29 protein-coding genes and 2 pseudogenes are annotated in these 23,140 nt (G+C 41.2%); 21 read left to right on the forward strand and 10 right to left on the reverse strand.

The genetic code is table 11. From position 1 onward, the window contains the following. Positions 1 to 47 precede the first annotated feature (47 nt). On the reverse strand, positions 48 to 431 hold the full coding sequence (locus J2S74_RS00075) for a DUF1761 domain-containing protein (RefSeq protein ID WP_307320272.1): 384 nt from the start codon (positions 429 to 431) through the stop codon (positions 48 to 50). Between the two features lie 147 nt (positions 432 to 578). Here J2S74_RS00075 and J2S74_RS00080 point away from each other — a divergent pair, with 147 nt between their 5' ends. The 4 genes from J2S74_RS00080 (at position 579) to J2S74_RS00095 (ending at position 2,204) form a co-directional block, all read left to right on the forward strand. Then, positions 579 to 971 carry a hypothetical protein gene (locus J2S74_RS00080; RefSeq protein ID WP_307320274.1) on the forward strand — a complete coding sequence of 131 codons (393 nt, stop codon included), beginning with the start codon at positions 579 to 581 and terminating at the stop codon, positions 969 to 971. Between the two features lie 221 nt (positions 972 to 1,192). Further along, positions 1,193 to 1,456 (forward strand): DUF4871 domain-containing protein, encoded by a 264-nt coding sequence (locus J2S74_RS00085; protein ID WP_307320276.1) that lies wholly within the window; start codon positions 1,193 to 1,195, stop codon positions 1,454 to 1,456. A gap of 181 nt (positions 1,457 to 1,637) precedes the next feature. Then, on the forward strand, positions 1,638 to 1,793 hold the full coding sequence (locus J2S74_RS00090) for an aspartyl-phosphate phosphatase Spo0E family protein (protein ID WP_307320279.1): 156 nt from the start codon (positions 1,638 to 1,640) through the stop codon (positions 1,791 to 1,793). A gap of 195 nt (positions 1,794 to 1,988) precedes the next feature. Continuing rightward, positions 1,989 to 2,204, forward strand: a complete 216-nt coding sequence (locus J2S74_RS00095; protein WP_307320282.1) for a hypothetical protein — start codon at positions 1,989 to 1,991, stop codon at positions 2,202 to 2,204. Between the two features lie 201 nt (positions 2,205 to 2,405). Here J2S74_RS00095 and J2S74_RS00100 read toward each other — a convergent pair whose 3' ends face one another. Together J2S74_RS00100 and J2S74_RS00105 are read right to left on the reverse strand one after the other, a co-directional pair. Next, positions 2,406 to 2,825 carry an RDD family protein gene (locus tag J2S74_RS00100; protein WP_307320285.1) on the reverse strand — a complete coding sequence of 140 codons (420 nt, stop codon included), beginning with the start codon at positions 2,823 to 2,825 and terminating at the stop codon, positions 2,406 to 2,408. Between the two features lie 40 nt (positions 2,826 to 2,865). Continuing rightward, positions 2,866 to 3,105: a hypothetical protein gene (locus J2S74_RS00105; RefSeq protein WP_307320287.1), complete on the reverse strand. Its 240-nt coding sequence runs from the start codon at positions 3,103 to 3,105 to the stop codon at positions 2,866 to 2,868. Positions 3,106 to 3,357: 252 nt separating this feature from the next. On the opposite strand from J2S74_RS00105, the gene J2S74_RS00110 reads away from it, so the two are divergent. The 3 genes from J2S74_RS00110 to J2S74_RS00120 all read left to right on the forward strand — a co-directional run bounded on the left by J2S74_RS00110 (position 3,358) and on the right by J2S74_RS00120 (position 4,602). Next, on the forward strand, positions 3,358 to 3,573 hold the full coding sequence (locus tag J2S74_RS00110; RefSeq protein ID WP_307320289.1) for a helix-turn-helix transcriptional regulator: 216 nt from the start codon (positions 3,358 to 3,360) through the stop codon (positions 3,571 to 3,573). After that, entirely contained in the window at positions 3,573 to 4,034 is a 462-nt protein-coding gene (locus J2S74_RS00115) for a hypothetical protein (protein ID WP_307320291.1), read from the forward strand. Before J2S74_RS00110 ends, J2S74_RS00115 begins: the two co-directional genes overlap by 1 nt. Positions 4,035 to 4,413: 379 nt before the next feature. Then, positions 4,414 to 4,602, forward strand: coding sequence for a hypothetical protein (locus tag J2S74_RS00120; RefSeq protein ID WP_307320294.1), 189 nt, complete (start codon positions 4,414 to 4,416; stop codon positions 4,600 to 4,602). 59 nt (positions 4,603 to 4,661) lie between these two features. On the opposite strand, the gene J2S74_RS00125 is transcribed toward J2S74_RS00120, so the two are convergent. Further along, positions 4,662 to 5,567, reverse strand: a complete 906-nt coding sequence (locus tag J2S74_RS00125; protein ID WP_307320298.1) for a TetR/AcrR family transcriptional regulator — start codon at positions 5,565 to 5,567, stop codon at positions 4,662 to 4,664. Positions 5,568 to 6,005: 438 nt separating this feature from the next. Here J2S74_RS00125 and J2S74_RS00130 point away from each other — a divergent pair, with 438 nt between their 5' ends. From J2S74_RS00130 to J2S74_RS00140, 3 genes are all read left to right on the forward strand, one after another. Beyond that, the gene (locus J2S74_RS00130) at positions 6,006 to 7,577 is read left to right on the forward strand and encodes a DHA2 family efflux MFS transporter permease subunit (RefSeq protein WP_307320300.1); all 1,572 of its coding nucleotides are present in this window, start codon (positions 6,006 to 6,008) and stop codon (positions 7,575 to 7,577) included. 118 nt (positions 7,578 to 7,695) lie between these two features. Further along, complete coding sequence (locus tag J2S74_RS00135) at positions 7,696 to 8,232, forward strand: GNAT family N-acetyltransferase (protein WP_307320301.1); 537 nt, start codon at positions 7,696 to 7,698, stop codon at positions 8,230 to 8,232. 191 nt (positions 8,233 to 8,423) lie between these two features. Next, on the forward strand, positions 8,424 to 8,840 hold the full coding sequence (locus J2S74_RS00140; protein ID WP_307320304.1) for a hypothetical protein: 417 nt from the start codon (positions 8,424 to 8,426) through the stop codon (positions 8,838 to 8,840). 411 nt (positions 8,841 to 9,251) lie between these two features. Here the strand turns inward: J2S74_RS00140 and J2S74_RS00145 are convergent, their stop codons facing one another. Then, positions 9,252 to 10,340 (reverse strand): sensor domain-containing diguanylate cyclase, encoded by a 1,089-nt coding sequence (locus J2S74_RS00145; protein WP_307320307.1) that lies wholly within the window; start codon positions 10,338 to 10,340, stop codon positions 9,252 to 9,254. Positions 10,341 to 10,712: 372 nt separating this feature from the next. Here J2S74_RS00145 and J2S74_RS00150 point away from each other — a divergent pair, with 372 nt between their 5' ends. Genes J2S74_RS00150 through J2S74_RS00160 form a run of 3 tightly spaced genes read left to right on the forward strand, consistent with a single transcriptional unit; the run spans position 10,713 to position 11,815 of the window. Then, on the forward strand, positions 10,713 to 11,150 hold the full coding sequence (locus tag J2S74_RS00150) for a DUF6241 domain-containing protein (protein ID WP_307320310.1): 438 nt from the start codon (positions 10,713 to 10,715) through the stop codon (positions 11,148 to 11,150). After that, complete coding sequence (locus J2S74_RS00155; RefSeq protein WP_307320314.1) at positions 11,137 to 11,484, forward strand: hypothetical protein; 348 nt, start codon at positions 11,137 to 11,139, stop codon at positions 11,482 to 11,484. Before J2S74_RS00150 ends, J2S74_RS00155 begins: the two co-directional genes overlap by 14 nt. Positions 11,485 to 11,524: 40 nt before the next feature. After that, the gene (locus tag J2S74_RS00160) at positions 11,525 to 11,815 is read left to right on the forward strand and encodes a YkvA family protein (RefSeq protein ID WP_307320316.1); all 291 of its coding nucleotides are present in this window, start codon (positions 11,525 to 11,527) and stop codon (positions 11,813 to 11,815) included. 110 nt (positions 11,816 to 11,925) lie between these two features. Here the strand turns inward: J2S74_RS00160 and J2S74_RS00165 are convergent, their stop codons facing one another. From J2S74_RS00165 to J2S74_RS00180, 4 genes and pseudogenes are all read right to left on the reverse strand, one after another. Then, entirely contained in the window at positions 11,926 to 12,741 is an 816-nt protein-coding gene (locus J2S74_RS00165) for a carbohydrate ABC transporter permease (RefSeq protein WP_307320319.1), read from the reverse strand. After that, entirely contained in the window at positions 12,741 to 13,619 is an 879-nt protein-coding gene (locus J2S74_RS00170) for a carbohydrate ABC transporter permease (protein WP_307320321.1), read from the reverse strand. The genes J2S74_RS00165 and J2S74_RS00170 overlap by 1 nt, the downstream gene beginning before the upstream one ends. Positions 13,620 to 13,865: 246 nt before the next feature. After that, positions 13,866 to 15,161, reverse strand: a pseudogene (locus J2S74_RS00175) (ABC transporter substrate-binding protein). Between the two features lie 35 nt (positions 15,162 to 15,196). Continuing rightward, positions 15,197 to 16,483, reverse strand: coding sequence for a Gfo/Idh/MocA family protein (locus J2S74_RS00180; protein ID WP_307320323.1), 1,287 nt, complete (start codon positions 16,481 to 16,483; stop codon positions 15,197 to 15,199). Between the two features lie 241 nt (positions 16,484 to 16,724). Here J2S74_RS00180 and J2S74_RS00185 point away from each other — a divergent pair, with 241 nt between their 5' ends. The 7 genes and pseudogenes from J2S74_RS00185 to J2S74_RS27340 all read left to right on the forward strand — a co-directional run. Then, positions 16,725 to 17,513 (forward strand): hypothetical protein, encoded by a 789-nt coding sequence (locus J2S74_RS00185; protein WP_307320326.1) that lies wholly within the window; start codon positions 16,725 to 16,727, stop codon positions 17,511 to 17,513. A 1-nt stretch (position 17,514) separates the two neighbouring features. Beyond that, positions 17,515 to 17,982 (forward strand): hypothetical protein, encoded by a 468-nt coding sequence (locus J2S74_RS00190; RefSeq protein WP_307320328.1) that lies wholly within the window; start codon positions 17,515 to 17,517, stop codon positions 17,980 to 17,982. A 66-nt stretch (positions 17,983 to 18,048) separates the two neighbouring features. Beyond that, complete coding sequence (locus tag J2S74_RS00195; RefSeq protein ID WP_307320330.1) at positions 18,049 to 18,915, forward strand: hypothetical protein; 867 nt, start codon at positions 18,049 to 18,051, stop codon at positions 18,913 to 18,915. A gap of 47 nt (positions 18,916 to 18,962) precedes the next feature. Next, the gene (locus J2S74_RS00200; RefSeq protein WP_307320332.1) at positions 18,963 to 19,190 is read left to right on the forward strand and encodes a hypothetical protein; all 228 of its coding nucleotides are present in this window, start codon (positions 18,963 to 18,965) and stop codon (positions 19,188 to 19,190) included. A gap of 70 nt (positions 19,191 to 19,260) precedes the next feature. Then, positions 19,261 to 21,042, forward strand: a complete 1,782-nt coding sequence (locus J2S74_RS00205) for a DUF2207 domain-containing protein (protein WP_307320335.1) — start codon at positions 19,261 to 19,263, stop codon at positions 21,040 to 21,042. A 200-nt stretch (positions 21,043 to 21,242) separates the two neighbouring features. Then, the gene (locus tag J2S74_RS00210) at positions 21,243 to 22,037 is read left to right on the forward strand and encodes a hypothetical protein (RefSeq protein ID WP_307320338.1); all 795 of its coding nucleotides are present in this window, start codon (positions 21,243 to 21,245) and stop codon (positions 22,035 to 22,037) included. Positions 22,038 to 22,040: 3 nt separating this feature from the next. Then, a pseudogene (locus tag J2S74_RS27340) lies at positions 22,041 to 22,250 on the forward strand (GntR family transcriptional regulator); the annotation flags it as partial. Positions 22,251 to 22,260: 10 nt separating this feature from the next. Here the strand turns inward: J2S74_RS27340 and J2S74_RS27345 are convergent. After that, entirely contained in the window at positions 22,261 to 22,425 is a 165-nt protein-coding gene (locus tag J2S74_RS27345; RefSeq protein WP_370875924.1) for a sigma-70 factor domain-containing protein, read from the reverse strand. Here J2S74_RS27345 and J2S74_RS00220 point away from each other — a divergent pair. After that, the gene (locus tag J2S74_RS00220; protein ID WP_307320344.1) at positions 22,421 to 23,110 is read left to right on the forward strand and encodes an ABC transporter ATP-binding protein; all 690 of its coding nucleotides are present in this window, start codon (positions 22,421 to 22,423) and stop codon (positions 23,108 to 23,110) included. The genes J2S74_RS27345 and J2S74_RS00220 overlap by 5 nt on opposite strands. Positions 23,111 to 23,140 lie beyond the last annotated feature (30 nt).

A 23,140-nucleotide genomic window follows, 5' to 3' on the forward strand; every position in this document is an offset into this window, starting at 1 on the left:
CCCTCGTGCTTACGCATGTGTGGTCTCACCCAGCCTCTTCTCCTCATTTAAAACAGCATCATCACTGCCCCAATAATCGTTAAGGCAATGAAATGATACCCGATGGCAATGAAGTATAAAATTACTTGGTTTTTGCTAGCTGAGCCTAATCCAAAAATGAAATCCTTTGCGTAGGCGAGGGCGATGATAATCCCTACAGCTCCCCCAACCATTAATCCATCAAATACAGTCTCCGCTTGGGAGATGAGCAGTATCCCATACAGTAAAATAACTGTAAATATAGTGACTAATGACAGCAACCCGTAATTTGGCTGCTTCGGATCCTTGATGTTCAATATTTCCACCCAGCGATTCCCGAATAGCATCGGAGAATAATAAAGCATCCCAATAGCCATGTATAAAATGACCCCAGTTATAATAGCGAATAACATCGAATTTTTCCACCTTTCTTCTATGAAAACCTCCAACTTATAATATCACCTAATAGACATTTTGTCCTTAATGCTTTTTCTTTTATACATTTAATATTTTGAAATGATAGAATAGTCTTTGGAAATGGAAATTTAAGGGGGATGGAAATGGAGATTACGAATGAAATTTACATAATAATATATTGCATCTTGCTTCTTTGGATCAATATTAGCTACTTATTAGATTATAAAAATATAAAAAAGGCCCTGGAAGACATCTCAACAGATGAGGAATTGGAGATCGATCCTGACCACCTTTCCTTCCTGTTATTTAATTTATTATTTCGTTTTCTAAGAAGCTGGTTGTTTTATATTTTAGCTATTTTAATTACAGGGAATATCGTTGTCATTATCATCTCAGCGATTCTCTTTGTGGTAGATTTGTACCAAGCTTTATTCCAGTACAGCTTAGCCCATGTGAAAAAATCAAAGCTGAAGCTATATCACACCATTGCAGATACTATTTTCATAGTATCATTTCTTATTTACTACCTCTTATAAAAATAAAGTGCGACGTTTTTCGGCGTATCCGTCTAAATATTGAATGACAACCCAATGGAACGGAGGTGCGTGAGTTTTGCCCAATCCCAATGCTAAAAAAGCAAAGGTAACAGAATGGTATAGGGAACACAGTTATGCCTTTTTCAAATTCATCCTCCTAACGGTGTAGGATTTTCAGCAGGCGGAAGATCTTACCCACGAAACCTTCGTAAAGGCAACTGATGGAGAATGGGGAGGAAATTGGCACAATAGATGGTCCCTTAAGGATAGTTGGTATAAATGAAAAGGGTGAAGAACATAAGGTGTTAGTACAGGGTTCCGGATTATCGAATGTACAAAAGGTTTGGGAATATCATGCTGTTATACAGTCCCAATTCCCCTCATCAATGGAATTCCCAGCACCAGGTCTGTGGAAGCTGGAGGTTTATCTAGCAGAGGAATTATTCGGAGAAATTGTCGTAGAACTGATAGAAGGTAATGAGTAGGAATAGGGTATCCCAAAAGGGGGGAGTTCCACTTTTGGGATACATTGTGACGTCTTTTTGTGTCGAGATACTACTAATTTGTGGTTTTCCCTTGTTCTTTTGTCGAAGTTATTTAATAATGCGAAATTTTGTTCTATTATTGATTTATGTTTTTAATAGTTGGGGGGGATTAAGAGAGGCGATGCTGCTAGAGGAAATTACGAGAAAACAAGAGGAACTAGTTCAGACGGTTTATATGCATGGTTTGGATTCAAAGATAACAATTCAATGTAGCCAAGATTTGGACGAGCTTATTATTGAATACCAAAGCTCCTTATTAAAAGTAGCGGCATGCTAGATGCCATATCGCTAATTTGGAGAACAGTAAGATTACATACATAGATAACACAGTAGCTTAATTCACTTCCACAATCCCTCGCTTATTTAAGAAAGGGATTTTATTTATTCCTAATAATTGCAACTTTTCCCATCCTTTGGAAATAGTTTCTGTAAGGGGGCTGGTGTGATGGTTTTGTAAAAAATAGATTTCGATGTGCATTCGTTCCTGCAGCTGTTGCAAGACGGTGAAGAACAAAGGAACTTTCAGCCAGACTGGGGTCAAGGCGACTACTATGAAATGGTCTTCTATACAGGAGAGGCCATTGCCTATAAATACAGCTTACAATACGACGGCATTACCCACTTCTGGCACCCATGGGAAACGGAAATTCTGTCAGATGAAATTGCGGATTTTTTGGAAGGTATTTAAGTGTATTGCGACAAGTTGAAAGTAGAAGTGATTAGAAGTGTCGGGAGAGCGTTAGAATCGCGACAAGTTGAAAGGAAAAGCAATACGAAGTGTCGGGAAAGCAGTTGAATCGCATCAAATTCGACCAAAAATGTAGCATAATTAATTTTTTCGTTAAAAAAGAAGGGCTGCCCCAACTGGACAAGCCCCTCATACTAAATACTAATCATATTCTGGAGGATCGTAAGTTACATACGTACCTGCTATAAAATCATGAATGGCCCGATTATCTTCCCTTAATCCGACCATAAAGGCACTAACTATTAACCCAATTCCAAGTGTAACGGCATAAACGAGACCGCCAACAATATCCCGTAACAGCATTGTACCAATCGTAACTTTTTCGCCGTCTATTCTTGCAATACGTATCCCAAGAGCCCTTTTTCCAAGTGTGTACCCGTACCAGACAACAGGTAAAATCAAGTAATATAAGAGAGCGAGAAGGTCAAGGGGAGAAGCATCCACGAAAATCTGCCCATAAACAATAAGTGAGATAACCCCTAATACTAAACTAATAAATATGCCATCCAAAATAGCGGCCCCGAGTCTAACCCAAAAACCCGCTGAATTCTGTGCTTCCATATACGGAAATACACTCCTTTCAAATTTCCATTTATCCTAATTACTTCACAAAGAAATCTAAAGCTAGTATAAAGAAAATAATAAAAGCTAACAGAATATAAGTATACCCAGAAATCCTATTTTTTCCACGGAAGGCTTCATATATTCCCGATACTAACACAAGGGTGCCGAAAAATCCCATGATCAAAGGTGTCAATTCAGGCTTTTTTGAAAAAAGACTATAGCTAGCCATAACTACTATAATGCTTGATAAAATGACGATACTTCCTTTATAGACCATAGTTTCCTGTGAACCCCCCTTATGTAAACTTGAATTTTTACTTCATCAACATTAATTATTTCGATTCCCTATATTATATTTTCAAAACCATTGAAAATGAATAAGAAGTTACACGCGGAAGCTTCTGTACAATATTTCCGTTTTTTTGTAAATTTTAATTTGCCCATTTTTAAATAAAATGTAAAACGAACTTTACAAAAAGTAAAACCAACTTTACAATATAATTGTCATATTATTCAGAGGGTGGTTCGTATGCCGTTAAAAAATCGCGTGAAGGAATTAAGGGCGAAACACAACTTGACTCAAAGTGATCTTGCCCAAAAAACAAATGTAACGAGACAAACAATTGCAGCGCTGGAGAAGGGAAGTTATATACCATCCCTGCTCCTTGCCATGAACATTGCTAGCACGTTCCATTTGCCAATCGAAGAGATTTTCTTTTTCGAAAAAGAGGAGGAGAAGAAATAATGGTTTTTCGTAATCTACTAATAACTGTTAGTTTTTTAATTTTATTTGGCTGGGGAATGTCATCTTTCTATAGTGCTTCCATGGATATTGTAGCGTATTTTCAAGATCCAGAAAGGACTTTGATGTTTGAATTAAATATTCTTCCTATTATTATTTTAGGTTTTTTAGGGGGAATAGTGTATTTCATTAATTTAAATAAAAAGAAGAATAAGCCTTGGGCGAAGTCTTTGCTGCTTCCCGACGAATTTGAGGAAAGTGATGAACGGGAAAAACAAATCACTGCCCAAGCATGCAGAGCAGCGTATATCAGCATGTGGTATTCCTTCCCATTTATAACCGCGCTGCTGCTCTTCTATCCATTCATCTACGAAACAGTCCCATACTATCCTATATTCGTATTTCTTCTATTTCCAATCACACAATCTATCACTTACCTTATATCTTGGAAGTGGAATTATTAGTAATGGAAGTTAGTATAACAAATAAATGCATGAGACGAAGATACGCCACACACACATCGATATAGTGGAAGAAATGGAGCGCCCAGTAAACGGACTGGACGCTCTTATTTAGGAGGAATTACATATTGGCCCAATTTTCTTTCACTGTAACTTCTACTATACAGTGATACTTCATAATATGTAAGAATTAGTAGATGGTGAAGCAAATTACCCTACTAAATAACTAATTGGCGAAACCCCAATTAGTTTCTTTCATCTACTAGCAATAATAAAAGGAAAATGTGTAGTGTAATAAAGGAAATGCCGTTATCGAGATCGTATTAATAAATATAACTTATAACGTATGATGAAAGATTTAGATGGGAATAAGGGGGCTTTCATGGAAAAACAAAATAGGGAAAATAAACGAATGAAAATGGGGGAGGAATCTCAACCCCCAACTACCATTCATTCAGATGCCGTGAATCGCGCTATGTTTGGCGACCCGAAGGCTTTAATGACCAGCGGGTGCCTTGCTAAAATTATAGCTGCCATTGTACTAATTATTATTGGGCTTTTCATTCTTTAGACGATGCTTAAGGTCAATGGACAAGTGGAGAGGGCCCGACTCAAGGGCTTTTACTTTTTTTAGGACTCTAACTTATTTCTATTTTCAACTAACTTTTCCAGTTCCTCTAATTGTTCCAACTCGAAAATTCCTTCCTTCTCGTGCAATGTAGTTAATGCGCTTTGAATTAAGAACCTTCTGGGTTTCTTTGGCTGCTGCAGTTCTTCTTGGATAAAGTCCAGGAGCTCATTCAACCCCTCCCGCTTACGGTCGTCCACAACCTTCTGGGAAAGGGGAGCTTTTAATGCGGTAATGACTTGAGCGAGCTTTTTCCCAAAGTTAGGGGAACCCGTACTATTTTTTTCCGGTAGCCAGCGCTTTAAATACGCTGGGTCCAAGAGCTGGTCCCCGGCCGAAGCAACCTCTTCCACCATCTTCACGAGGCGTCCCACTGAGTACTGTACCACCTCATGAATATCCACGCGGGCATTGTGGGCCATGGAATAGAACTTCAAATTTTGATGGAGAATTCCCATGAACATGATGGCGCAATCGAGTAAATAGGGCTCCTTTTCTGGTCCGAACAAATCGAGAAATCGTCCGTAATACCAGCGGAGTATCTTCAACTGCCCCTTCTGAATAAACCGTTTCAACTCCTCATCATGGGACACAATCACTTCCTCAAACAAAGGGATCAGCTTATTCTTCCGGTTCATGGTGAGCTGTAGCTCAATCTGCTTAATAAATACAGCCACATCCTCACGATCATGTCCGATGAGGAGCTCGTTCCGTTCCTGCTCCACCTGCTGGAAAAGGGAGGTGAACAAGGCAATAAACAGCTCATTCTTCGAAGAGAAATAATTATAAAAGGTCCCCTTGGAAATTTTGCTAGCATCTAATATATCTTGAATCGATGTGGCCTGAAACCCCTTTTCAATAAATAGCTCATGGGCCACTCGAATGACATGCTGCTTCCGATCATTCATCAATATTCCCCCCTTTTTTTGAAAAGTTGTTTTCTATAAGATAACTATTGCGATTACTCGTCGCACAAGCCCATGTTGTTTTTTTAGAAAATACAATGTGGCTTGGATCCACTGCAGGCGTAATGTCACCGTCCTGATTCCGCGGGCAACGCTGGAGTCGCCGCCTTCCGCTTCTCCAAGCTTTTATAAAAGCAACAGAGTTTACGAAAATAGCTTTTGAAAAATGAACTTACTGTCTAAAAAACATAATACCTGATTCCTAAAGTTTGTACAAACCTTTATGTGTTGGGAAGTTTTTATAATTGAAAAAATTGGACCGATGGTATAATATAGTAGGTAAATATAACGGTGGTATAAAATGTTGAACACTTAGTCAAAAAAATGTGACACCACTGCCCGTGGGACAGCCGGAAAGGTTCCCATGAAAGGAGAAAAATAATGGATAAACCATTAAATCAATCGGAACGCCCGCCATACGGGATAATTGCAGTCCTTATGATTGGTGCTTTTATTGCGTTTTTAAATAATACATTGTTAAATATTGCTTTACCTACGATCATGACGGAGTTTGATGTGGGAGCAGCGACCGTACAATGGCTCACTACAGGCTTCATGCTCGTAAACGGAATTCTCATTCCGACTACTGCGTTTTTAATTCAAAAATATTCCGTAAGACGGCTATTCCTAGTGGCTATGGGGCTGTTCACAGTGGGAACGTTAATTGCGGGAATTGCTCCAGTCTTTACTATGTTAGTTTCTGGACGGATGGTTCAAGCGGCAGGAACGGCCATTATGATGCCTCTGTTGATGACTGTGATGCTAAGGAGCTTTCCTGTGGAAAAACGCGGTACTGCCATGGGGATGCTTGGGTTTATTTTAATGGCGGCACCAGCAATTGGCCCTACGTTATCTGGTGTCATCATCGAGTATTCCCATTGGAGAATGCTATTTTATTTTGTTGCTCCAATCGCAGTGGCAGTGCTGCTAATAGGTTTTTTCCTATTAAAAGACAAGAAGGGGAAAGTGGATATTCGTCTCGATGTGTTGTCGGTGATTTTATCGAGTGTTGGTTTCGGGGGGCTCCTTTACGGGTTTAGTTCCGCGGGGGAAATGGGCTGGAGTAGTCCGCTGGTTTATTTGACGATTACGGTTGGGGTGGCTTCTATAGTAACCTTTATTCTTCGTCAGTCGATGCTGAAGGTGCCGATGCTTAACTTTAGGGTTTACATGTATCCTATGTTTTCGTTGGCTTCGGTTATTACGATGGTGATTAATATGGCGCTATTTTCGGGGATGATACTTCTGCCTATTTATGTGCAGACGATCCGGGGTATTTCTCCGATTGATGCTGGTTTGATGCTCATGCCTGGGGCGATTGCCATGGCGATTATGTCCCCGATTACTGGGAGGTTGTTTGATAAATTTGGGGGCCGGGTGCTGGCGGTTATCGGTTTGAGTATTATGACCGTGACGACCTTTATGTTCAGTCAGTTGACGGCGGAAACGACGTATGGTTATTTGGTAGTCTTGCATGCGGTGCGGATGGTTGGTATGTCCATGGTCATGATGCCTGTTTCCACCAATGGCTTGAATCAGTTGCCGCCGAGCTTTTACCCCCATGGAACGGCCATGAATAATACACTAAACCAAGTGTCCGGTGCCATTGGGACAGCCTTGTTAATAACGGTGATGTCTACAAGGGAGTCTTTCCATGCTGCAGCGATGACTCGGGAAGCGGAAACGAGTGCCGGTGTTGGGGCTGGGCAGCTTTCGGAGGCAGTAATGATGCAAATCCAGATGGACGCCATGCTTGGTGGTATAAACGATGCTTTTCGCGTATCTGCCTATATTGTGGTGGTGGCACTAGTGCTGGCCTTTTTCATTAAACGGGCGAAGCAGTCGGAGGAACCGGCACCGGGCGCCAGCGGTGATCCAGAGTCTGATGCTAGGAGTCCGGAAGAAGGGAAATCTATTCCGAAACGAACAGATGCGAAAGTTGCGGGAGATTAATGGGGATGTTCCATTTTACAGGAACCCCCCTTTTTTTTATTGCAAAATTGTAAAGGAACCTCTTGATTATGTTACTATTAATAAAATAGAATAGCGGTTTAAAAAGGAGAACGAACGGATGGACATCGCAATACGATTATCTACTGAAAAAGATGCATATATAATAAAAAACCTATATCCACTGTATTTACATGATTTATCTGAACAGAATGGAACTTTACCTAACAAACATGGCATCTATGAAGAAAGTGATGAATACGTTACATTAAACGATCAATGTGAAGTGCTGAACATCTGGTGGACGAAGCCTAACGCTCTATTTCCATTCTTAATTTTAGTGGATGATAACCCAGCAGGATTTATATTCGTCGCCACGCCGCCCTATTGCTTAAAAGGAAACGACTATTTCTTAAACGAAATCTTTTTACTTCGACCATATAGAGGAAAGGGGATCGCGGAAGAAGCCGTAACCAACGTTTTCGATCGGTTTAAAGGGAAATGGGGTCTCTTCACATGCCCTTCCCCAGATGTAACGGGGGAGAAATTCTGGAGAAAAACAGTCTCTAGGTATAGTAATGGGAACTTTACAGAGGAATATGAGGATACGATTGACGGAAATAAATTAGTATTCCGCTTTGATAACTCAAGTTTTTAATGGAAGGACGTCATGTTTGAGGTGACGAGGTGATTTGGTGAGGAAGAAAAAACGAAGTAGATGGGAAACTTTTATAGATCTCATTTTATTTATACCGGAATTAATATTAGTCCCACTTAAATTGATTGTGAGAGGAATAGGGAGAATTTTAAAATATTGGAGCACTTGAACGACTTGGTCTGGAGGCATTTATGAAAAGGCATTTAACCATACTCTTGTTAATTACGGTTCCTTTTAGTCTCGTGAATTACAATGTCAAAGTGATGAAGACGTATCCAGAGCAGCTGCACGGAGCAGCTTCCATCCTCTTCCTACTCTTTTTATTTACTTACTGCGGATTTGTTGGTTGGCGAAGGGGAGCCGATTTCATAAAATTTTTAACGGCCTATTGGGGCGCCGGAGCCTTTCTATGCCTCCTTGGATTCTACGGATTTATAGCCCCAATCTATTATCCTGCTGAATTTATTTACTCCGTGCCAGTATACGGTGGAGTACGCTATTTCTTCGGTTCGCAGCCATCAATCGGTTTGGTTATGTACATTATCATTACTTCTTATGCCATCTGCTGCCTAGGATACCTGCTTGGCCGTCAGATTCGGACAAATTAAAAATGATTTTTATGAAAAACATGAAGGACCACCTGTAGTATGGAGGGATTATCATGTTTTTTTGTTGTTTAAAAATAGGTAATTGAGGTTTTTCCATGGTTGAGGTTTCCAGCGAAATGGCTAATCTATCGAAATGGGTAGATAATTTATCGAAATGCAACAATAATCTATCGAAATCAGGGTATAATCTATCGAACTAGAATGATTCTAATCTGTAAGCAGGTGGATGGAAGGTTGAGGTTTCCAGCGAAATGGCTAATCTATCGAAATGGATAGATAATTTATCGAAATGCAACAATAATCTATCGAAATCAGGGTATAATCTATCGAACTAGAATGATTCTAATCTGATCTGACTAGTTACAAATAATAAACAAAAGGACGGGTGCGGAAACCCGCGCCGTCCTTGTTCTAACAAAATTTATACGTATTTTTACCTTGGTTTTTAGCTTCGTACATGGCTTTATCGGCTTTTTTAATGAGTTCTTCGGCGGTTTGACCATCCTTTGGATACATGCTCACACCAATACTTGCGGTAATAACAGGGGTGTGCCCATCTAATTTGTAATCCTCGCCGATAGTGGAAATGATCCGGCGGGCAGTTTGCATAGTTTCTTTCTCATTGGCATCATGGAGGACAAATATGAATTCATCGCCTCCGAGCCGCGAGACTAAATCATGTCGCCTCACCGTTGTGTCCAACCGACTGGCTAATTCCTTCAAAAGTCGGTCGCCGTTTGCATGCCCCAGTTCATCATTTACTTCTTTAAAGCCATCCAAATCTAGGAACAACACGGAAAATGTGCCATCGTTACCTTTCCTGCGGACTCTGCTAATATTTTTTTCAATAAAATCAAAAAGAAGGTTACGGTTTGGTAGGTCTGTCAAGGTGTCGTAATAAGCCATCTGGCGCATTTTGTCCTCCAGCCTTTTCCGCTCCGCGATGTCCCTGCCAATGGAAAAAATAAAATCCTTCCCCCTTAATTTCATCAACCGCACATTAAATTCAAAGGGAAGGGTTACTCCGTTTTTAGCAATGTATGCCCCTTCAAATGTAACGCCCCCGTTACTCCCTTTGTAAAGCTTGTCCATTAAAATTGGGACACGACTCAGATTTTTTTCAGGGGTAATATGGAGGGGAGTCATGGAGCGGAACTCCTCTAACGAGTATCCAAGCCTCTCGCGGGCAGTCTTATTGACATCCACAAACTGAGAAGGACGGCCATTCCTCACTTCAAACAGTAAAACTAAATCATTTGCGTTTTCAAAAAGCATTTTATATTTCTCTTCATTATCATTCAGCTGATTATTTAACTGAACTTGGGCTATTTCCAGCTTCTTTTGCAAAAAATTAGATTTATCGTATTGCAGGCCAAAAAAATACGCAATAGGCAACCCAAGAAGAAACTGGAAAATAAGGACTTCACTTGCGACAAAGCTTTCAATTGTTAACCATAAAAGGGCTAATGATAACGTACTAAGCCTACCAATCCAGGTCATAGACACGACTCCCGTATACCAGAATAAATATATATTACTATTTATAGACTAAAATACCTATAAGTAGTACGAAGGATAGTAAGAAATACTCATCTAGTTCTAACGTTTATGGTTTTTCGTCTGTTTATTACCACCTCTCCTATAAAATGGTTATTACTTCCTAAGACTGGAGTCAACTCTTCATAGAAATTAAGGAGCGATTCTATTATTATAAAAGAAAACGGAAATCATTGGAAGAGTAGGATAGGAAATGGGAACTACTCCGCACAGCAAAAAAGTACCCCTTTTTTCATTTGTCTAATGAGTAGGGAGAAATTTTGTAATTAAACGGATAGTGCATCTTGTCCAAAACAATTTTTCACGAGGGAGGGGATGGAGGAGATAGAAATTGAACCGGAAGTGGTGGAAGAAATTCAAGAAAGCTATATTGATAGTCTTGAAAGGGATATTCCGATGGACCTGTCGGAAGCAGGTGTTCAAAATCTCATTCATTGGATGTCCCATCAAAAGATAGCCGCAGATACGAAGTGGGGGCATTTTGAAATAACCCAGGAACGGGTTGAGAGATTGCTTGAAGTGGTGAAAATAAATGATTACGAACATCAGGATATCTATTTAGATATACTCCAACGGTGGGGGGGAGGGGACTTCAGTCAGGCAGTAGAGGACCATAACCGTATTTGGACCCTCCAAGGTGGTACCGTAGGAAAGGCAACAAGGCTCCTCACTCCGGAAGAAGAACAAGCCTACATTAATTACCATTTTCGGCGAGATGCCGTAACGGAAGAGGAGGAAAATGGGGAGCCATAAAAGCCCCCAAAAAACAGGCCATCCCATCTGTGGTCTGTTTTATTATCGGTCTCAAGGCGGAGGGGAAAAGCAATCGGAGGGTGGTTTCGGCAATTACTTCCAGACTTTAAAATGGACTTACAAACAGTTCGTTTTAAATGAAGGAGACGGGATAAATGAAAAGCTTCAAAATGTTTACGTTAATATGGTAGGAGTTTTATTTGCCATTGCCATCTATATGAACCCGAGAGTGAGGCATATGGAAAGGGAAATCCCAGATGCTATTATAGATGAGGAAGGCAAACCTAAAGAACAAGAAGATAGAGCCAAGTTTTGGGGTAAATGCTGTCTATAGGAAAACTGGAACAAAATGTTATTTAAGGAGGGATTTCCATTTGAAAAGGATACTGCGAAGATTAAAATTTATGTTAATGTTTTGGAAATTCTTTCCGTTCTTATTGGAGTTCTTTCGGACCCCAGAGGTCAATCATTCCAAAAAGATTTTCGGCGTTGTCTTAATTATTGCTTATTTCCTTTTTCCCTTTGATTTGATTCCTGACTTTTTAGGGGTAATAGGAATACTAGACGATGTAATGCTGGCAGCGTTTGTTTTAGAGAGATTCGTGAAAATTGCTCCGCCGGCATTAAAGAAAAAGTACGGACTCCTCGACAAAGTAGACAAGTGACACGTGCATGCGTCCGAGACTGCTGAAAAAGGGAGTTTTCCCCTTAATCAGCGGTCCGTATTCAAAATTTATAGACTTTATCACTCGTCCCGAATGCGTTCTCCTGCTTCTTATTCTTTTAAGGCGCCGCTTGTAAATCCCCGGAGGAAGTATTTGTGTAGGAACAAGAATATAAGTAATGGAGGGATGATCGCCATGATGGAAGCGGCCATTAAGTTATTCCATTCCACCCCATATTGTGTCATGAAACTGTAGAGTCCATATGGTAATGTTCGTTTTGCTTCTGATGATGTGAGTGTTAGAGTGAACAGGAATTCATCCCATGCAACAAGGAAGGAAAATATCGCCGTTGAAATCATTCCTGGTATGGCTAACGGGACAATAATTTTTATAAAAGCTTGCAGTCTTGTGGCCCCGTCGATCATGGCAGCCTCGTCCAATTCACGGGGGATACTCTTGTAAAATCCAGTCATAATCCATGTAGAAAAAGGTAAAGAAAACGTCACATAGGCGAGAATGAGCCCCACATAACTATCGATGAGCCTTAAGTTTGTCATAATGAAGAAAATTGGCATAAGCAAGATGACGCCAGGGATCATTTGGGCACTTAAGAAGATATGTAAAATCCGTTTTCGTCCTTTAAAATAAAACCTCGAAAATCCATAGCCAGCCAAGCTAGATAAGGTTACCGAAATCACGGTGGAACAGGACGCCACTAGTAAACTATTGGTTAAGTACCTCCGATAGGATTCCATCGATAAAACATCGATAAATGCCTGTAACGTTACGTTTTCCGGGATGAATGTCGGTGTTAGGGTAAATATTTCATTGGATGGCTTGAGTGCCGTTGAAATCATCCATAGTAACGGAAAAATCATTAGTAATGCATAGCTGGAAATGGCCACATACCAAAGGATGCGCTTCATTAAAATTCACCTTCTTTATCTAGTAATCTTCGATAATAAAGGACAAAGAACGAAATGAAAATGAACGTAACCACTGCTAGCGCCGAGGCCATTCCAAAGTTATATTCCGTAAAGGCGGTACGATAAATATGTATCACTAACGTATTCGTAGCATTGACTGGACCACCGCCCGTCATCGTATAAATGATATTAAAGCTATTGAAGGTGCCAATAAAACTGAGTGTGCCCATCACGAGTAAAATAGCTTTCATCCCTGGAAGGGTAATATAAACAAATTGCTGAAAGGCGTTGGCTCCGTCAACCCTGGACGCTTCGTACCACTGCTCCGGAATGGTTTTTAACCCAGCAAGACAGACGATAATCATGAACGGAAGGCCTACCCAAGCGTCCACAAGGATCACCGCTACTAATGCTAGTAGTTCCCGACTTAGCCAAGGGATGGGGGTTTCTAGCACACCGACGGAAATCAATACTTGATTCACAATCCCAAATTGTTCGTGTAACATCCACCGCCAGATTAATGCAGCAACAACTGATGGAATTAACCAAGGAATCGTAAAGAGGGACCAATACACCTTCGTTCCAGGGTAACTTTGATGCAAAAGTAAGGCGCCAATCATTCCGAAAATAATTTTTAAGAGCACAGAACTAATGGTGAAAATCAAGGTAATTACTAGAAAATCCCAGATTTCACCACTACTAAATATGGTTTGAAAATGACCTAATCCTAGGAATTGATCTCGATGTGGTGCGATTAAAATTTTTTGCTGCAAACTCAACCAAAAGGTCCAGGCTAATGGGTAAAAAACGACGATAAATAAAACAAGTAACGCTGGAAGTATAAAAAAGACCCCGGTCAAACTTTCTCTTTTTTTCATTTTTTCACACCCGCTATCAGTATGGATAATAGTTTTTACAAGGCTGTGTTACATCATAGTGTTGATTTATAAACTTTGTTGATTGAAACGTAAGATACGAGAACTGTCTCTTCCTCTACCAGCGTTGCTCTGGAGCATTATCCGTCGATTATCTGAAGTGAAAATAAACAACATAGTTTAAAAGAGCTTTTTAAAAAGAAGATCGTACACTCTAAGGGACGGAGGACGATCTTCCGCTTATGGTACTTAATTTCCAAGTAATTGATTGACTTTTTCAGCGGCTTCGTTTAATGCTTCTTCTGGTGTTTTTACCCCAATAAGGGCTTGTTGAATGGCGTCTGCCACCGCTTGGTCGATTTGTGGCCATTCAGGGAGAGTCGGATAAGAGACGGCATCTTCTGCAACATTTAAGAAAAAGGCCATGTCTTCATTGTTAATAATCTCGGAATCTGTTAAATTAGCTTGTCGATACGGTATAAAGCCTTGGTATTTCGCCCACTTCAGATCGTTCTCTTCATTAGTAAAGTACTCCATAAACGTCCATGCTTCTTCTTTGTGTTCAGAGGAGTTGAACATGACAATATGGTCTGCCGTTCCTAAACTGATTGGACGTTCCTTCACTGGGTAAGGGGCAATGGCATAGTCCATATCTGGTGCATCATTTTCAATAAACTTTGGAAACCAAGGTCCAACCGTGGTCATTCCCACAGAACCGGATAAGAATAAGTTCTGGGAATCCCCCCGTTTGTTATTAACACTGCCTTCAGGAGATGCCTCGCGGTACAACTGCACATAAAATTCCAATGCTTCCACTCCTTCTGAAGAGTTAAAGATAGCTTCGGACATATCTTCCGTTAGAAAATCTCCGCCGTTGCCCCATAAGAATGGTGCCCAAAACAGGGTTGTTTCCATGCTGTTGTCACCAACTAAACCAAAACCGTATGTTCCATCTTTGGTGAACGATTTTGCTATAGCCAGGAATTCGTCCCATGTTGCTGGGGGAGCACTATATCCTGCTTCTTCTAACCAATCCACACGATAGAATAATCCTGTTGTCGTAAACCCAACTGGGAGCCCCCATGTTTGTTCCTGGTATTGCGTTGTATTTCAGGCAGCCTCGACAAACTCCACGGCAAATTCCTGGTCAAAGTAGCCGTCTAATGGTTCCACGGCATTCATGGCCACCATTTGAGCGGTCCAACGCCCAGCGATAGTAGAAACATCGGGCAACGTATTATTGGCAGCGGAGGTGATTAGCTGATTTTCCCCTTCGCCCCAAGGTATGTAATCCAATTCCACTTTGATCCCAGGGTATTCCTCCATAAATCGTTCGACTAAATCGTCATGGTAGCTTCGCCAATACTCATCCGTTCCCATGACCCAAGCACGAATGGTTACCTCCTCCTCACTTGAGGTTACCCCCTCTGATTCGTTCTCGTCTTTAGTTTTGCTGGCTTCCGTTGATTCTGGAGTTTCACCACATGCCGCAAGTAATGCGATTGCTGTAAAAAAACAGGTTAATAACGTAAACAATTTTTTCATTTTCTCCACCCCTTCATTGACTATGTATCTGTTATTTATTGAGATAGGGAAGTTAGTTTCTTTTCCCTAGAACCTCTGTTTAGCTGCGTTAAAAAATGCTCTGTGTCAATGGTGACCCCCTTTAACCTCGATGCTTCCGCCATGTGTGCATATATATGACTAAAAATAGTGTCCTCCCCATTGGAGGGAATTTCTGAAGAAGGTAATGATAATGTTTTCCAAAAATGTTCCATTATACCGAAATCTCCACCAGCATGCCCCCCGAAAGTAGAAGGGGTCACCTGATAGATTTCTTCCTTCTTGCCAAACTCCTTTACTACTAGATTGTTAGAGCTAAGTTCTCCATACATCTCACCACGAGTCCCTAACACGCTTATGTGCCGTTCCAGCTTATTGGTAAAACCACTCATGGTAAGGGTTGCTGTGGATTTATTAGCAAATTCCATCGTAACCACTTGATGGTCAACCACATCGTTGTCACACTGATACACACAGCGCCCGTAAGGACCTTGTTCAAGGGCTACTTTTCTCCCTTCGTAGGATAGGTCTGTGGAGATGGTATTTACTGGCCAACCAATATTGTCCTGTAGGTAAATTTTTTTTGCAGAATAGGGACAATCTTCCTCAACGAGACAGTCTAGGCAACGTTCCGTCGACCCTAAAGGAGCATTGTCTTTTGTGAAATAAAGTAAATCTCCAAAGGAGGAAATCTTCCTACTAGTACTTTCTAGTAGGTACTGAATAATATCAAAGTCATGACAAGACTTTGCTAAGATCATCGGCGACGATTTTTCAGCGTTGCGCCAGTTACCTCGAACAAAGCTGTGAGCCTGGTGCCAATAACCAACGTTCATATCAATAGAAATGTGGCGGGCATTTCCGATAGCTCCTTCCACTAGTAACTCCTTCATCTTTTGAAAGAATGGCGTATATCGAAGGACGTAGCCGAGAAGTAACAATTTTTTTTGCTCTACTGCTTTAGAAACCATTTCAAAGCACTCATCCAGGTTAGGGCTCATTGGTTTTTCAACGAGTACATGATAACCACTGTCTAAGGCTTGGACGACAGGTTGGAAATGATCATCATCTTGCGTAGCAACAACCACCGCATCACATACCCTTTCTTTTGCAAAAAAAGTTTCATAGGATTCGAAGACCATTTTTCTGTCAATATTATGTTTGGCTACAAAGGCTTCTCGTCGTTCTTGATTTGGTTCAGCAACAGCAATTACCTTGAATTTATGAGGATAAAGGATTGCAAAATCACTATAAATGTTTCCTCTATTCCCAGCGCCGATAACGGCTAGAGATATTGTGGGCATATTCTCACCTCATTTGGATAACTTTTTAGAATGATATTAATAACAATTAGTTATTATAAATGAATAACCAAAAAATTACTATAATAAAAATCACAATAAAATTAATTGGAAAATAAATGGTATATATGTGATCATTTTACAAATGATACAAATACAAAAAAGTTAGGTGCTTGGTCTGTTTGCGTCACCGATGGTCGAACATGGATAAAATCTAATATTACATAGGATGGGGTACGAGGGGATGGAATTTCAATTAATGAAGAGTCAAAGGTGGCAACTTTCTAAATCTAATTCATATTCATCAAGCATGTTACATTATCGCAACCCATGGATTGTTATATGGTGGTCATTGGCACTCCCGGGCTTTGGGCATTTTATAGTTCAAAGCTACCTTTTTGGCTTTATTTTAATGAGCTTTGAATACTTAACGAATACAATGGCGAATTTAAATCTGTCCATTTATTACTCCATGCTGGGGGAATTTGACAAGGCTAGAGAAGTGTTAGATGGTTGTATTCTCGTTTATATCACCGTTTATATTTATGCTGTGTGGGACAGTTACCAGCGCTGTGTCAGTTTGAACAAGACTTATCAACTAGCCTATAGACAAAAAGAAAATATTAAACCTATGCATGTTTCCACTTTCGAAATTAACCCATTAGGGAAGAAAAAGCCTTTGTTATCCCTTATATGGGCTTTTCTTATGCCTGTTACCCCATTTATCTATTCGCAGCGCCTTCCAGCCGTTGTATTTGGCTTTTTTTGGTGGAGCATCATCTTATATTTTTCAAGTTTACTCGATGGGGTTATTTATACGTTCATAGGAGACTTTCAGCAGGCGAAAGCAGTTTTAGACCCCCAATGGCTTCTCTATATCCCATCCATTCTTGGGTTTTGTATGTTTAATTCCTACCAATACACTGTTGAAAATAATAAATTGTTTGAACTTGCACAGTCTAGATTTTTTAAAGAGAACTATCAGGAAGGTTGTTTAAACGACCTATATAAATATAAGCAAGGAGCAAACTAAGATGCATATTGTCGCTTCATTTGAATACTCAACCACTTTGGAATTAGCCCTCAATAAGCTGGAAGAAAACGGAATTAAGAAGGGGGATATTGTGGTTATCCCACTAGATAAACGGGAAGAGGAAAGCATGGTTTTAGATACTTTACACCATTCCGATGGGAAAAGCTTGATAGATATCGCCGCCATTTTAGGTACCATTTTTATGCTTCTCGGTACGATCTACGGCTTTATTCTAGAATGGGGACCGATCATTTGGGGTCTAATTGGCTTACTGGCAGGTGCTTTATTGGGCTTCTTCATCGATTTTTTCTATACAAGAAAACGGAATAAGATGGGGAAAGTAACAAAGGAAAAGACATCGGAAGTAATTATGACCATAAAGTGCCATAATAACGAAAGGAAAGTCATTGAGTCGATTCTTTGGGAACATAATGCACTAGGGGTAGGGCGTGTTGGGGAAAAAACTTAAGTGGGACAGTCCTAACCTTATAGGGTTGGGAGTGGTCGCGCGAATGGAAACTGGAAGTGAGTGTAAATGAGGCAATGCAGAAATGCAAACAAGTATCCATATATCATTTTAGGAATCCTTCATTTAGTCATGCTTATTTACGCTTTTTATAAAAGTAAGGACCGAAAAAAGCATTTTATCCTCCTCTCTACCTACGCTGGTTTCGCCTATATTTTTGAGTACATAGTAGTTGTTCTATTGGATGCCTATGTTTATAAACCAACATTTTTCAAACATAGGGTACTGGATAATCTGTTTGGTGCAATATTATCCCAGTTATTCTATGTTCCCGTTACGGCGTTGTTCCTCACTGTCTTTCAGTTGAATTGGAAAGTGAAATTGTTATTTAGTCTTTTGTATTCATTGATAGAAAAGTTGTTTGTAACCTTAAGAATTTTTAACCACAGATGGTGGAAAACAAAGTTCACCTTCGTTTTGATCTGGGTTTCTTTCCTTGCAAATAATCAATGGTACCGTAAAATTAAGCAGGGAAATGGCACCATTTTATTCTTTTCATTATATAACATGATATTAGTTACATGGATGAACATGATAGCCCTAATGACCTTTCTTAAGCAAGTGAAGTACGGATCAGGAACGTGGAAAGAACATATAAAAATACCACCTCTTTTCATCCTTCCCGGTTCACTTCTGTTAGCAAAGTGGGCAAAAGAGGGTAGCTTCCTTTCAAAGCTTAAATCACTACTCTTCATGATGTCCATTGATTTATTCTCGTTGAAAAAACGCATAGTAAACGTCAAATCCTTGTATGTACTTCCAATTATCTATTTAACAACCATACTTACAGCAAGCTTCTATAAAAAATTAATTTATGATGACAAACTATGTGACGGCATGCCCAAAGGTGGCTGGACAGGAGGAAACAGCTCGTAAATCCTTTCTAGATGAAGCTGGAAAAAATAATGTAACTGGGTATCCACATGGAAAGGTTGGCAAACTTGTCGGAAGTAGATCAAAGTGCGGACGTGAATAAAGAGGAAGGATGGGCAATCGTCGGAAGAACGCCGGATCGTGACAAGTGGAAAGGAGAAGCGGTTCGAAGTGTATGGAGGCAGGGCAATCTTGTCTTAAGAATAATAGCTTTAAATTTAATACTAGTGAATCATAATATGGAATACTATGAAACTTTTATAGAATTACAACCGTAGTAATAGTAGCAAGAGTATCGGTGCAGTCCATGCATGAGGGAGTTACCAATAAGAAAGGGGTTAAAAAATCATGTTAAAGCGATCCATTTTTGTTTTTATATTTGTGTTATTTTTCTTTATTCCCATGCAGGTGTTGGCCGTTGATTACAAGATTACCGATGTGGAAATTAATGCATACTTGCAGGAGGATGGCAATGTTCGGGTGGAGGAGCGGCATACGTATTCCTTCAGCGGAGAATTTGGTGGAATTATTCGGGTACTGATTCCGAAGGAGGGTTCCCAGATTGCGAACCTCGAGGCCTTTGAGGGGAGTGCGGTCCTAAATGTGGAGGCAAATGAAACAGAGTACCGGATTTACCGGCCTGGTGCAGATGAAACAATTACGGTGGACCTTGTTTACGACATCTATAACGGTGTTGAGGTTTATGCCGATGTGGCGGAGTTTTATTGGCCGTTTTTTGACAAAAGTAATGAATCGACCTATGAAAACATGACCATCCATGTTTTTCCACCAGAAGAGACGGTAGGGGAGGTCATCGCTTTCGGGTATGATGAGGCGTTCGAAAAGGAAGTAGTTCTTGAGGGGGGACAGGTGCAATTCCAGATGGGAATGGTGCCGGCGAAATCGAATGGGGATATCCGGGTGGCGTATGATGCGGCTTTATTTCCGGCAGCTCCAATAAAGTCTGATGAGTTGATGAGAGGGGAAATCTTGGGGGCGCAGCAGCAGTTGATGGATGAGGTGATTGCTCAGGCTGAGAGGCGGGAGTCGGTGGCTACCGTTGGAGGAGTTGTCCTTGCTGTTGCTGGTCTAGTGCTGCTGGTCTTCCTGCTCCGGGCGTGGGGCGCGGCTGTGGGGAGGAAGCAGGCGTTACGGCGGGAATTGGCAGAATTCCATGGGGTGCCTGAGGAGAGGCTTTCCATGGTTGGGACGATTTTCTTCACTAATTATGGACAGCTTTTGCCGGAGACGGTGGCAGCTGCGCTGTTGGACTTGGTTCGTAAAGGCCATGTGAAAAAAATCGATGAGGACCGCTTCCAGCTGGTGAACCGTTCGGGGCTACTGGAATCGGAGGAAGCGTTGGTCCGCTGGCTGTTCGATGAAATTGGTAGCGAGGGTGAGTTTAGCTTCGAAGGGTTGACAGAATACACGATGGATAAAGGGAATCATGAGAAATATCAGTTGCTCCAGGCCGATTGGAACAAGGCGGTGCGGGCGGAAGTGAAGGCAGCGGAGTTGTCTGAGAAAAGGGCTGGCATGCGCTGGACGGCAGGTTTGTTCAGTGTAATCTTGATTCCTTTTTCCATATCCTTTGTGGTGAATGATTTAATCGGGTTGTTTTTGGGGGCATTAGGATTGTTAGTTGCGTTGCTTGGATTTGCCCTTGGTTATCATCCACGGACGTGGGATGGGGCAAAAATTGCTTTGGAGTGGCGGAAGTTTAAGGAGCAGTTCCCAAAGATGGGGGCAGACGAGTGGCAACGGTTGTCCGAGGACGATAAAATGCGGGCCTTTATCTATGGATTAGGGACGAATGAAAAGAGCCTGAAGAAGAAAAATGAATCGTTGGTGAAAGGGTTTAAGTTAGGTTCGGGGAACAGGTTTGGGAGAGTCAGCGATGGGGGAGCCAGTTATCCAGGCCAGCTGGGGCAGTCTTGGCAACCGGGGCAGTCGGCAACGGTTTACGGCTTTGACCCAACGTGGATTTTTGTTGCGGGCGCAGCATCATCTAACTTTAAGACAGCAGAAAGGACAACGGCTCCAGCAACTGGCGGAGACGCTTCAGGAGGTTCTTTCGGAGGCGGCGGTGCTGGAACTGGTGGCGGTGGCGGAGGATCAGGCGCATTTTAATGGTTTGGTTGGAGGGCTTCGGTGTACAAATTCGGAAAAATTCCGTACACCGAAACCGCACCTCCAATCAAGCCTTTTTAATTATAAAAACCGTTAGAAAGTAATTTCAAGTCGAATACCCATTGACTTCCATTTTTGTATTGGTGTACTATTTAACTAGAACACTAATACAACAATATGAGAAAATGGAGGTTTGATTTATGAATGCTTGGTTAAGTTTGACAAAGAAGGAACTCCGTCTTGGAACGACTCCGTTTATTATTCCCATTATTGCTTTCTTCCTCCTCGTTGCACTAGTTGCTTACATTGGAAGTCGGTTTGATTTTGCTAGTGAAGCGGTGGCAATTTTAAGTTTTACGGTTATTGGTATCCAGGTCTTTTATCTTGCTTATTATTTGCTTTTTAGCTTAGGAGCAGAAAAGAGGAAAATGCATCTGTGGCTCCATAACCCCATTTCAGGATCCGCATTACTATTGGCAAAGGTGGCTGCCGCACTTATTTCCATGGCCTTGACCTTCATGATCACGGCAGTAACATTGGCCGTTGCTATAGGCATGGCGGAAAATATTCCATTTGAAATTTCGTGGTCGACCATGGCGCAGGTCGGAATGCTAGGAGGATTACATCTTTTCTTAGTCGCCATTAGCTTTGCAGCGTGGTTTCTCTTTCTTTGGATGGTTTTCCTATTATTAAACCGAACATTTGGCACCTTTATCAGTTTTGTTTTCACCTTTATATTCTTTATCACCGCTACGGGTGCTTACGGTTGGTTTACGGAATCTGCCATCTACGACGCACTAACGATGTGGGGAGCCATTAACATCGAAGTTTTTGTCACGGAAGTATTTATGTCAATGGATCTTCCCGTGGGAGAATTCACCGCTCAAGCAGGCCCATTAACAATCTATTTTGGTCAATATTTCTTTGAAGCTGTTGTCACTCTCATCCTATTCTTTGCAGCGGCTTGGATGCTCGATAGGAAAGTGGAGGTGTAGGGAATGACAGACACATTCCAATCATCAAGCCCCATATACAGCCAACTTGCAGACCGGATTAATCGAAAAATCCTGCGCGGGGAGCTGCAACCAGGTGATAAGCTTCCATCCGTTCGTGAGATGGCTATACAGTCTAACGTCAATCCTAATACGGTACAGCGAACATACAGAGAGTTAGAGGGGATGAACATTGTGGAAACAAAGCGAGGGCAAGGGACCTTTGTTACGGAAAATCAAGAAATTTTAACCGAAATGAGAGAGCGGCTGAAAGAAGAGGAAATCTCCCAATTTGTGAAAGGTATGTACGATATGGGCTATGCAGATGAGGAGATAGAAGTGGGCTTGAATAAATTTTTACAGGAGAAGAAAGGGGATAGCGAGCAATGATTGAGTTAAATCAAGTTACGAAAAAGTACATGGGGAAAGTAGCCCTCCGTGATGTGGATTTACAGCTGACAAAGGGGAAGATCGTTGGTCTTGTGGGGCCAAACGGAAGCGGAAAATCCACAACATTGAAGTTAATTGCGGGGCTCATTCATCCAACCAAGGGCCATATTACCGTTAATGGCGTAGAGGTGGACCATCGGATAGCCAGCCAAGTGTCGTACCTGTCTGAACTTGATGAATATTATGGCTTTTATAATGTCGGGCAGACAATCGATTTTTACGCATCCCAATTCCCTGATTTTAATAAAGAAAAGGCTGAGGAGATCCGCGCCTTCATGAAGCTTGACCCCAATGCAAAGCTAAAGCACCTTTCTAAAGGGAACCGCGGCCGCCTGAAAATTGTCTTAACCCTTGCCCGTGAAGTTCCAGTTATCCTCATGGATGAACCACTTTCAGGTCTCGACCCAATGGTGCGAGATTCCATCGTCAAAGGGCTGATCTCTTATATCGACCTGGAAAACCAAGTGGTTCTCATAACCACCCATGAAATTAAAGAAATCGAGTTTATTTTAGACGAATTCATTGCCATCAAAGATGGTGAAATCATCGGGCACCATAACGTGGAACAGCTTCGTACAGAGCAAAACATGAGCATCGTAGAATGGATGACGAATAGTTACCAATAAATAAACTTTGGGATGTCTCAGCAGCCTTTT

This window comes from Evansella vedderi, assembly GCF_030813435.1.
Classification (GTDB): Bacteria; Bacillota; Bacilli; order Bacillales; family Salisediminibacteriaceae; genus Evansella; species Evansella vedderi.

Excerpts from the sequence above, each read along its gene's own strand:
- J2S74_RS00075 (WP_307320272.1), bottom strand. The coding sequence starts at position 431 with ATGTTATTCGCTATTATAACTGGGGTCATTTTATACATGGCTATTGGG.
- J2S74_RS00080 (WP_307320274.1), top strand. The coding sequence starts at position 579 with ATGGAGATTACGAATGAAATTTACATAATAATATATTGCATCTTGCTT.
- J2S74_RS00085 (WP_307320276.1), top strand. The coding sequence starts at position 1,193 with ATGGAGAATGGGGAGGAAATTGGCACAATAGATGGTCCCTTAAGGATA.
- J2S74_RS00090 (WP_307320279.1), top strand. The coding sequence starts at position 1,638 with ATGCTGCTAGAGGAAATTACGAGAAAACAAGAGGAACTAGTTCAGACG.
- J2S74_RS00100 (WP_307320285.1), bottom strand. The coding sequence starts at position 2,825 with ATGGAAGCACAGAATTCAGCGGGTTTTTGGGTTAGACTCGGGGCCGCT.
- J2S74_RS00105 (WP_307320287.1), bottom strand. The coding sequence starts at position 3,105 with ATGGTCTATAAAGGAAGTATCGTCATTTTATCAAGCATTATAGTAGTT.
- J2S74_RS00110 (WP_307320289.1), top strand. The coding sequence starts at position 3,358 with ATGCCGTTAAAAAATCGCGTGAAGGAATTAAGGGCGAAACACAACTTG.
- J2S74_RS00115 (WP_307320291.1), top strand. The coding sequence starts at position 3,573 with ATGGTTTTTCGTAATCTACTAATAACTGTTAGTTTTTTAATTTTATTT.
- J2S74_RS00120 (WP_307320294.1), top strand. The coding sequence starts at position 4,414 with ATGGAAAAACAAAATAGGGAAAATAAACGAATGAAAATGGGGGAGGAA.
- J2S74_RS00125 (WP_307320298.1), bottom strand. The coding sequence starts at position 5,567 with ATGAATGATCGGAAGCAGCATGTCATTCGAGTGGCCCATGAGCTATTT.
- J2S74_RS00130 (WP_307320300.1), top strand. The coding sequence starts at position 6,006 with ATGGATAAACCATTAAATCAATCGGAACGCCCGCCATACGGGATAATT.
- J2S74_RS00135 (WP_307320301.1), top strand. The coding sequence starts at position 7,696 with ATGGACATCGCAATACGATTATCTACTGAAAAAGATGCATATATAATA.
- J2S74_RS00140 (WP_307320304.1), top strand. The coding sequence starts at position 8,424 with ATGAAAAGGCATTTAACCATACTCTTGTTAATTACGGTTCCTTTTAGT.
- J2S74_RS00145 (WP_307320307.1), bottom strand. The coding sequence starts at position 10,340 with ATGACCTGGATTGGTAGGCTTAGTACGTTATCATTAGCCCTTTTATGG.
- J2S74_RS00150 (WP_307320310.1), top strand. The coding sequence starts at position 10,713 with ATGGAGGAGATAGAAATTGAACCGGAAGTGGTGGAAGAAATTCAAGAA.
- J2S74_RS00155 (WP_307320314.1), top strand. The coding sequence starts at position 11,137 with ATGGGGAGCCATAAAAGCCCCCAAAAAACAGGCCATCCCATCTGTGGT.
- J2S74_RS00165 (WP_307320319.1), bottom strand. The coding sequence starts at position 12,741 with ATGAAGCGCATCCTTTGGTATGTGGCCATTTCCAGCTATGCATTACTA.
- J2S74_RS00170 (WP_307320321.1), bottom strand. The coding sequence starts at position 13,619 with ATGAAAAAAAGAGAAAGTTTGACCGGGGTCTTTTTTATACTTCCAGCG.
- J2S74_RS00180 (WP_307320323.1), bottom strand. The coding sequence starts at position 16,483 with ATGCCCACAATATCTCTAGCCGTTATCGGCGCTGGGAATAGAGGAAAC.
- J2S74_RS00185 (WP_307320326.1), top strand. The coding sequence starts at position 16,725 with ATGGAATTTCAATTAATGAAGAGTCAAAGGTGGCAACTTTCTAAATCT.
- J2S74_RS00190 (WP_307320328.1), top strand. The coding sequence starts at position 17,515 with ATGCATATTGTCGCTTCATTTGAATACTCAACCACTTTGGAATTAGCC.
- J2S74_RS00195 (WP_307320330.1), top strand. The coding sequence starts at position 18,049 with ATGAGGCAATGCAGAAATGCAAACAAGTATCCATATATCATTTTAGGA.
- J2S74_RS00200 (WP_307320332.1), top strand. The coding sequence starts at position 18,963 with ATGGAAAGGTTGGCAAACTTGTCGGAAGTAGATCAAAGTGCGGACGTG.
- J2S74_RS00205 (WP_307320335.1), top strand. The coding sequence starts at position 19,261 with ATGTTAAAGCGATCCATTTTTGTTTTTATATTTGTGTTATTTTTCTTT.
- J2S74_RS00210 (WP_307320338.1), top strand. The coding sequence starts at position 21,243 with ATGAATGCTTGGTTAAGTTTGACAAAGAAGGAACTCCGTCTTGGAACG.
- J2S74_RS00220 (WP_307320344.1), top strand. The coding sequence starts at position 22,421 with ATGATTGAGTTAAATCAAGTTACGAAAAAGTACATGGGGAAAGTAGCC.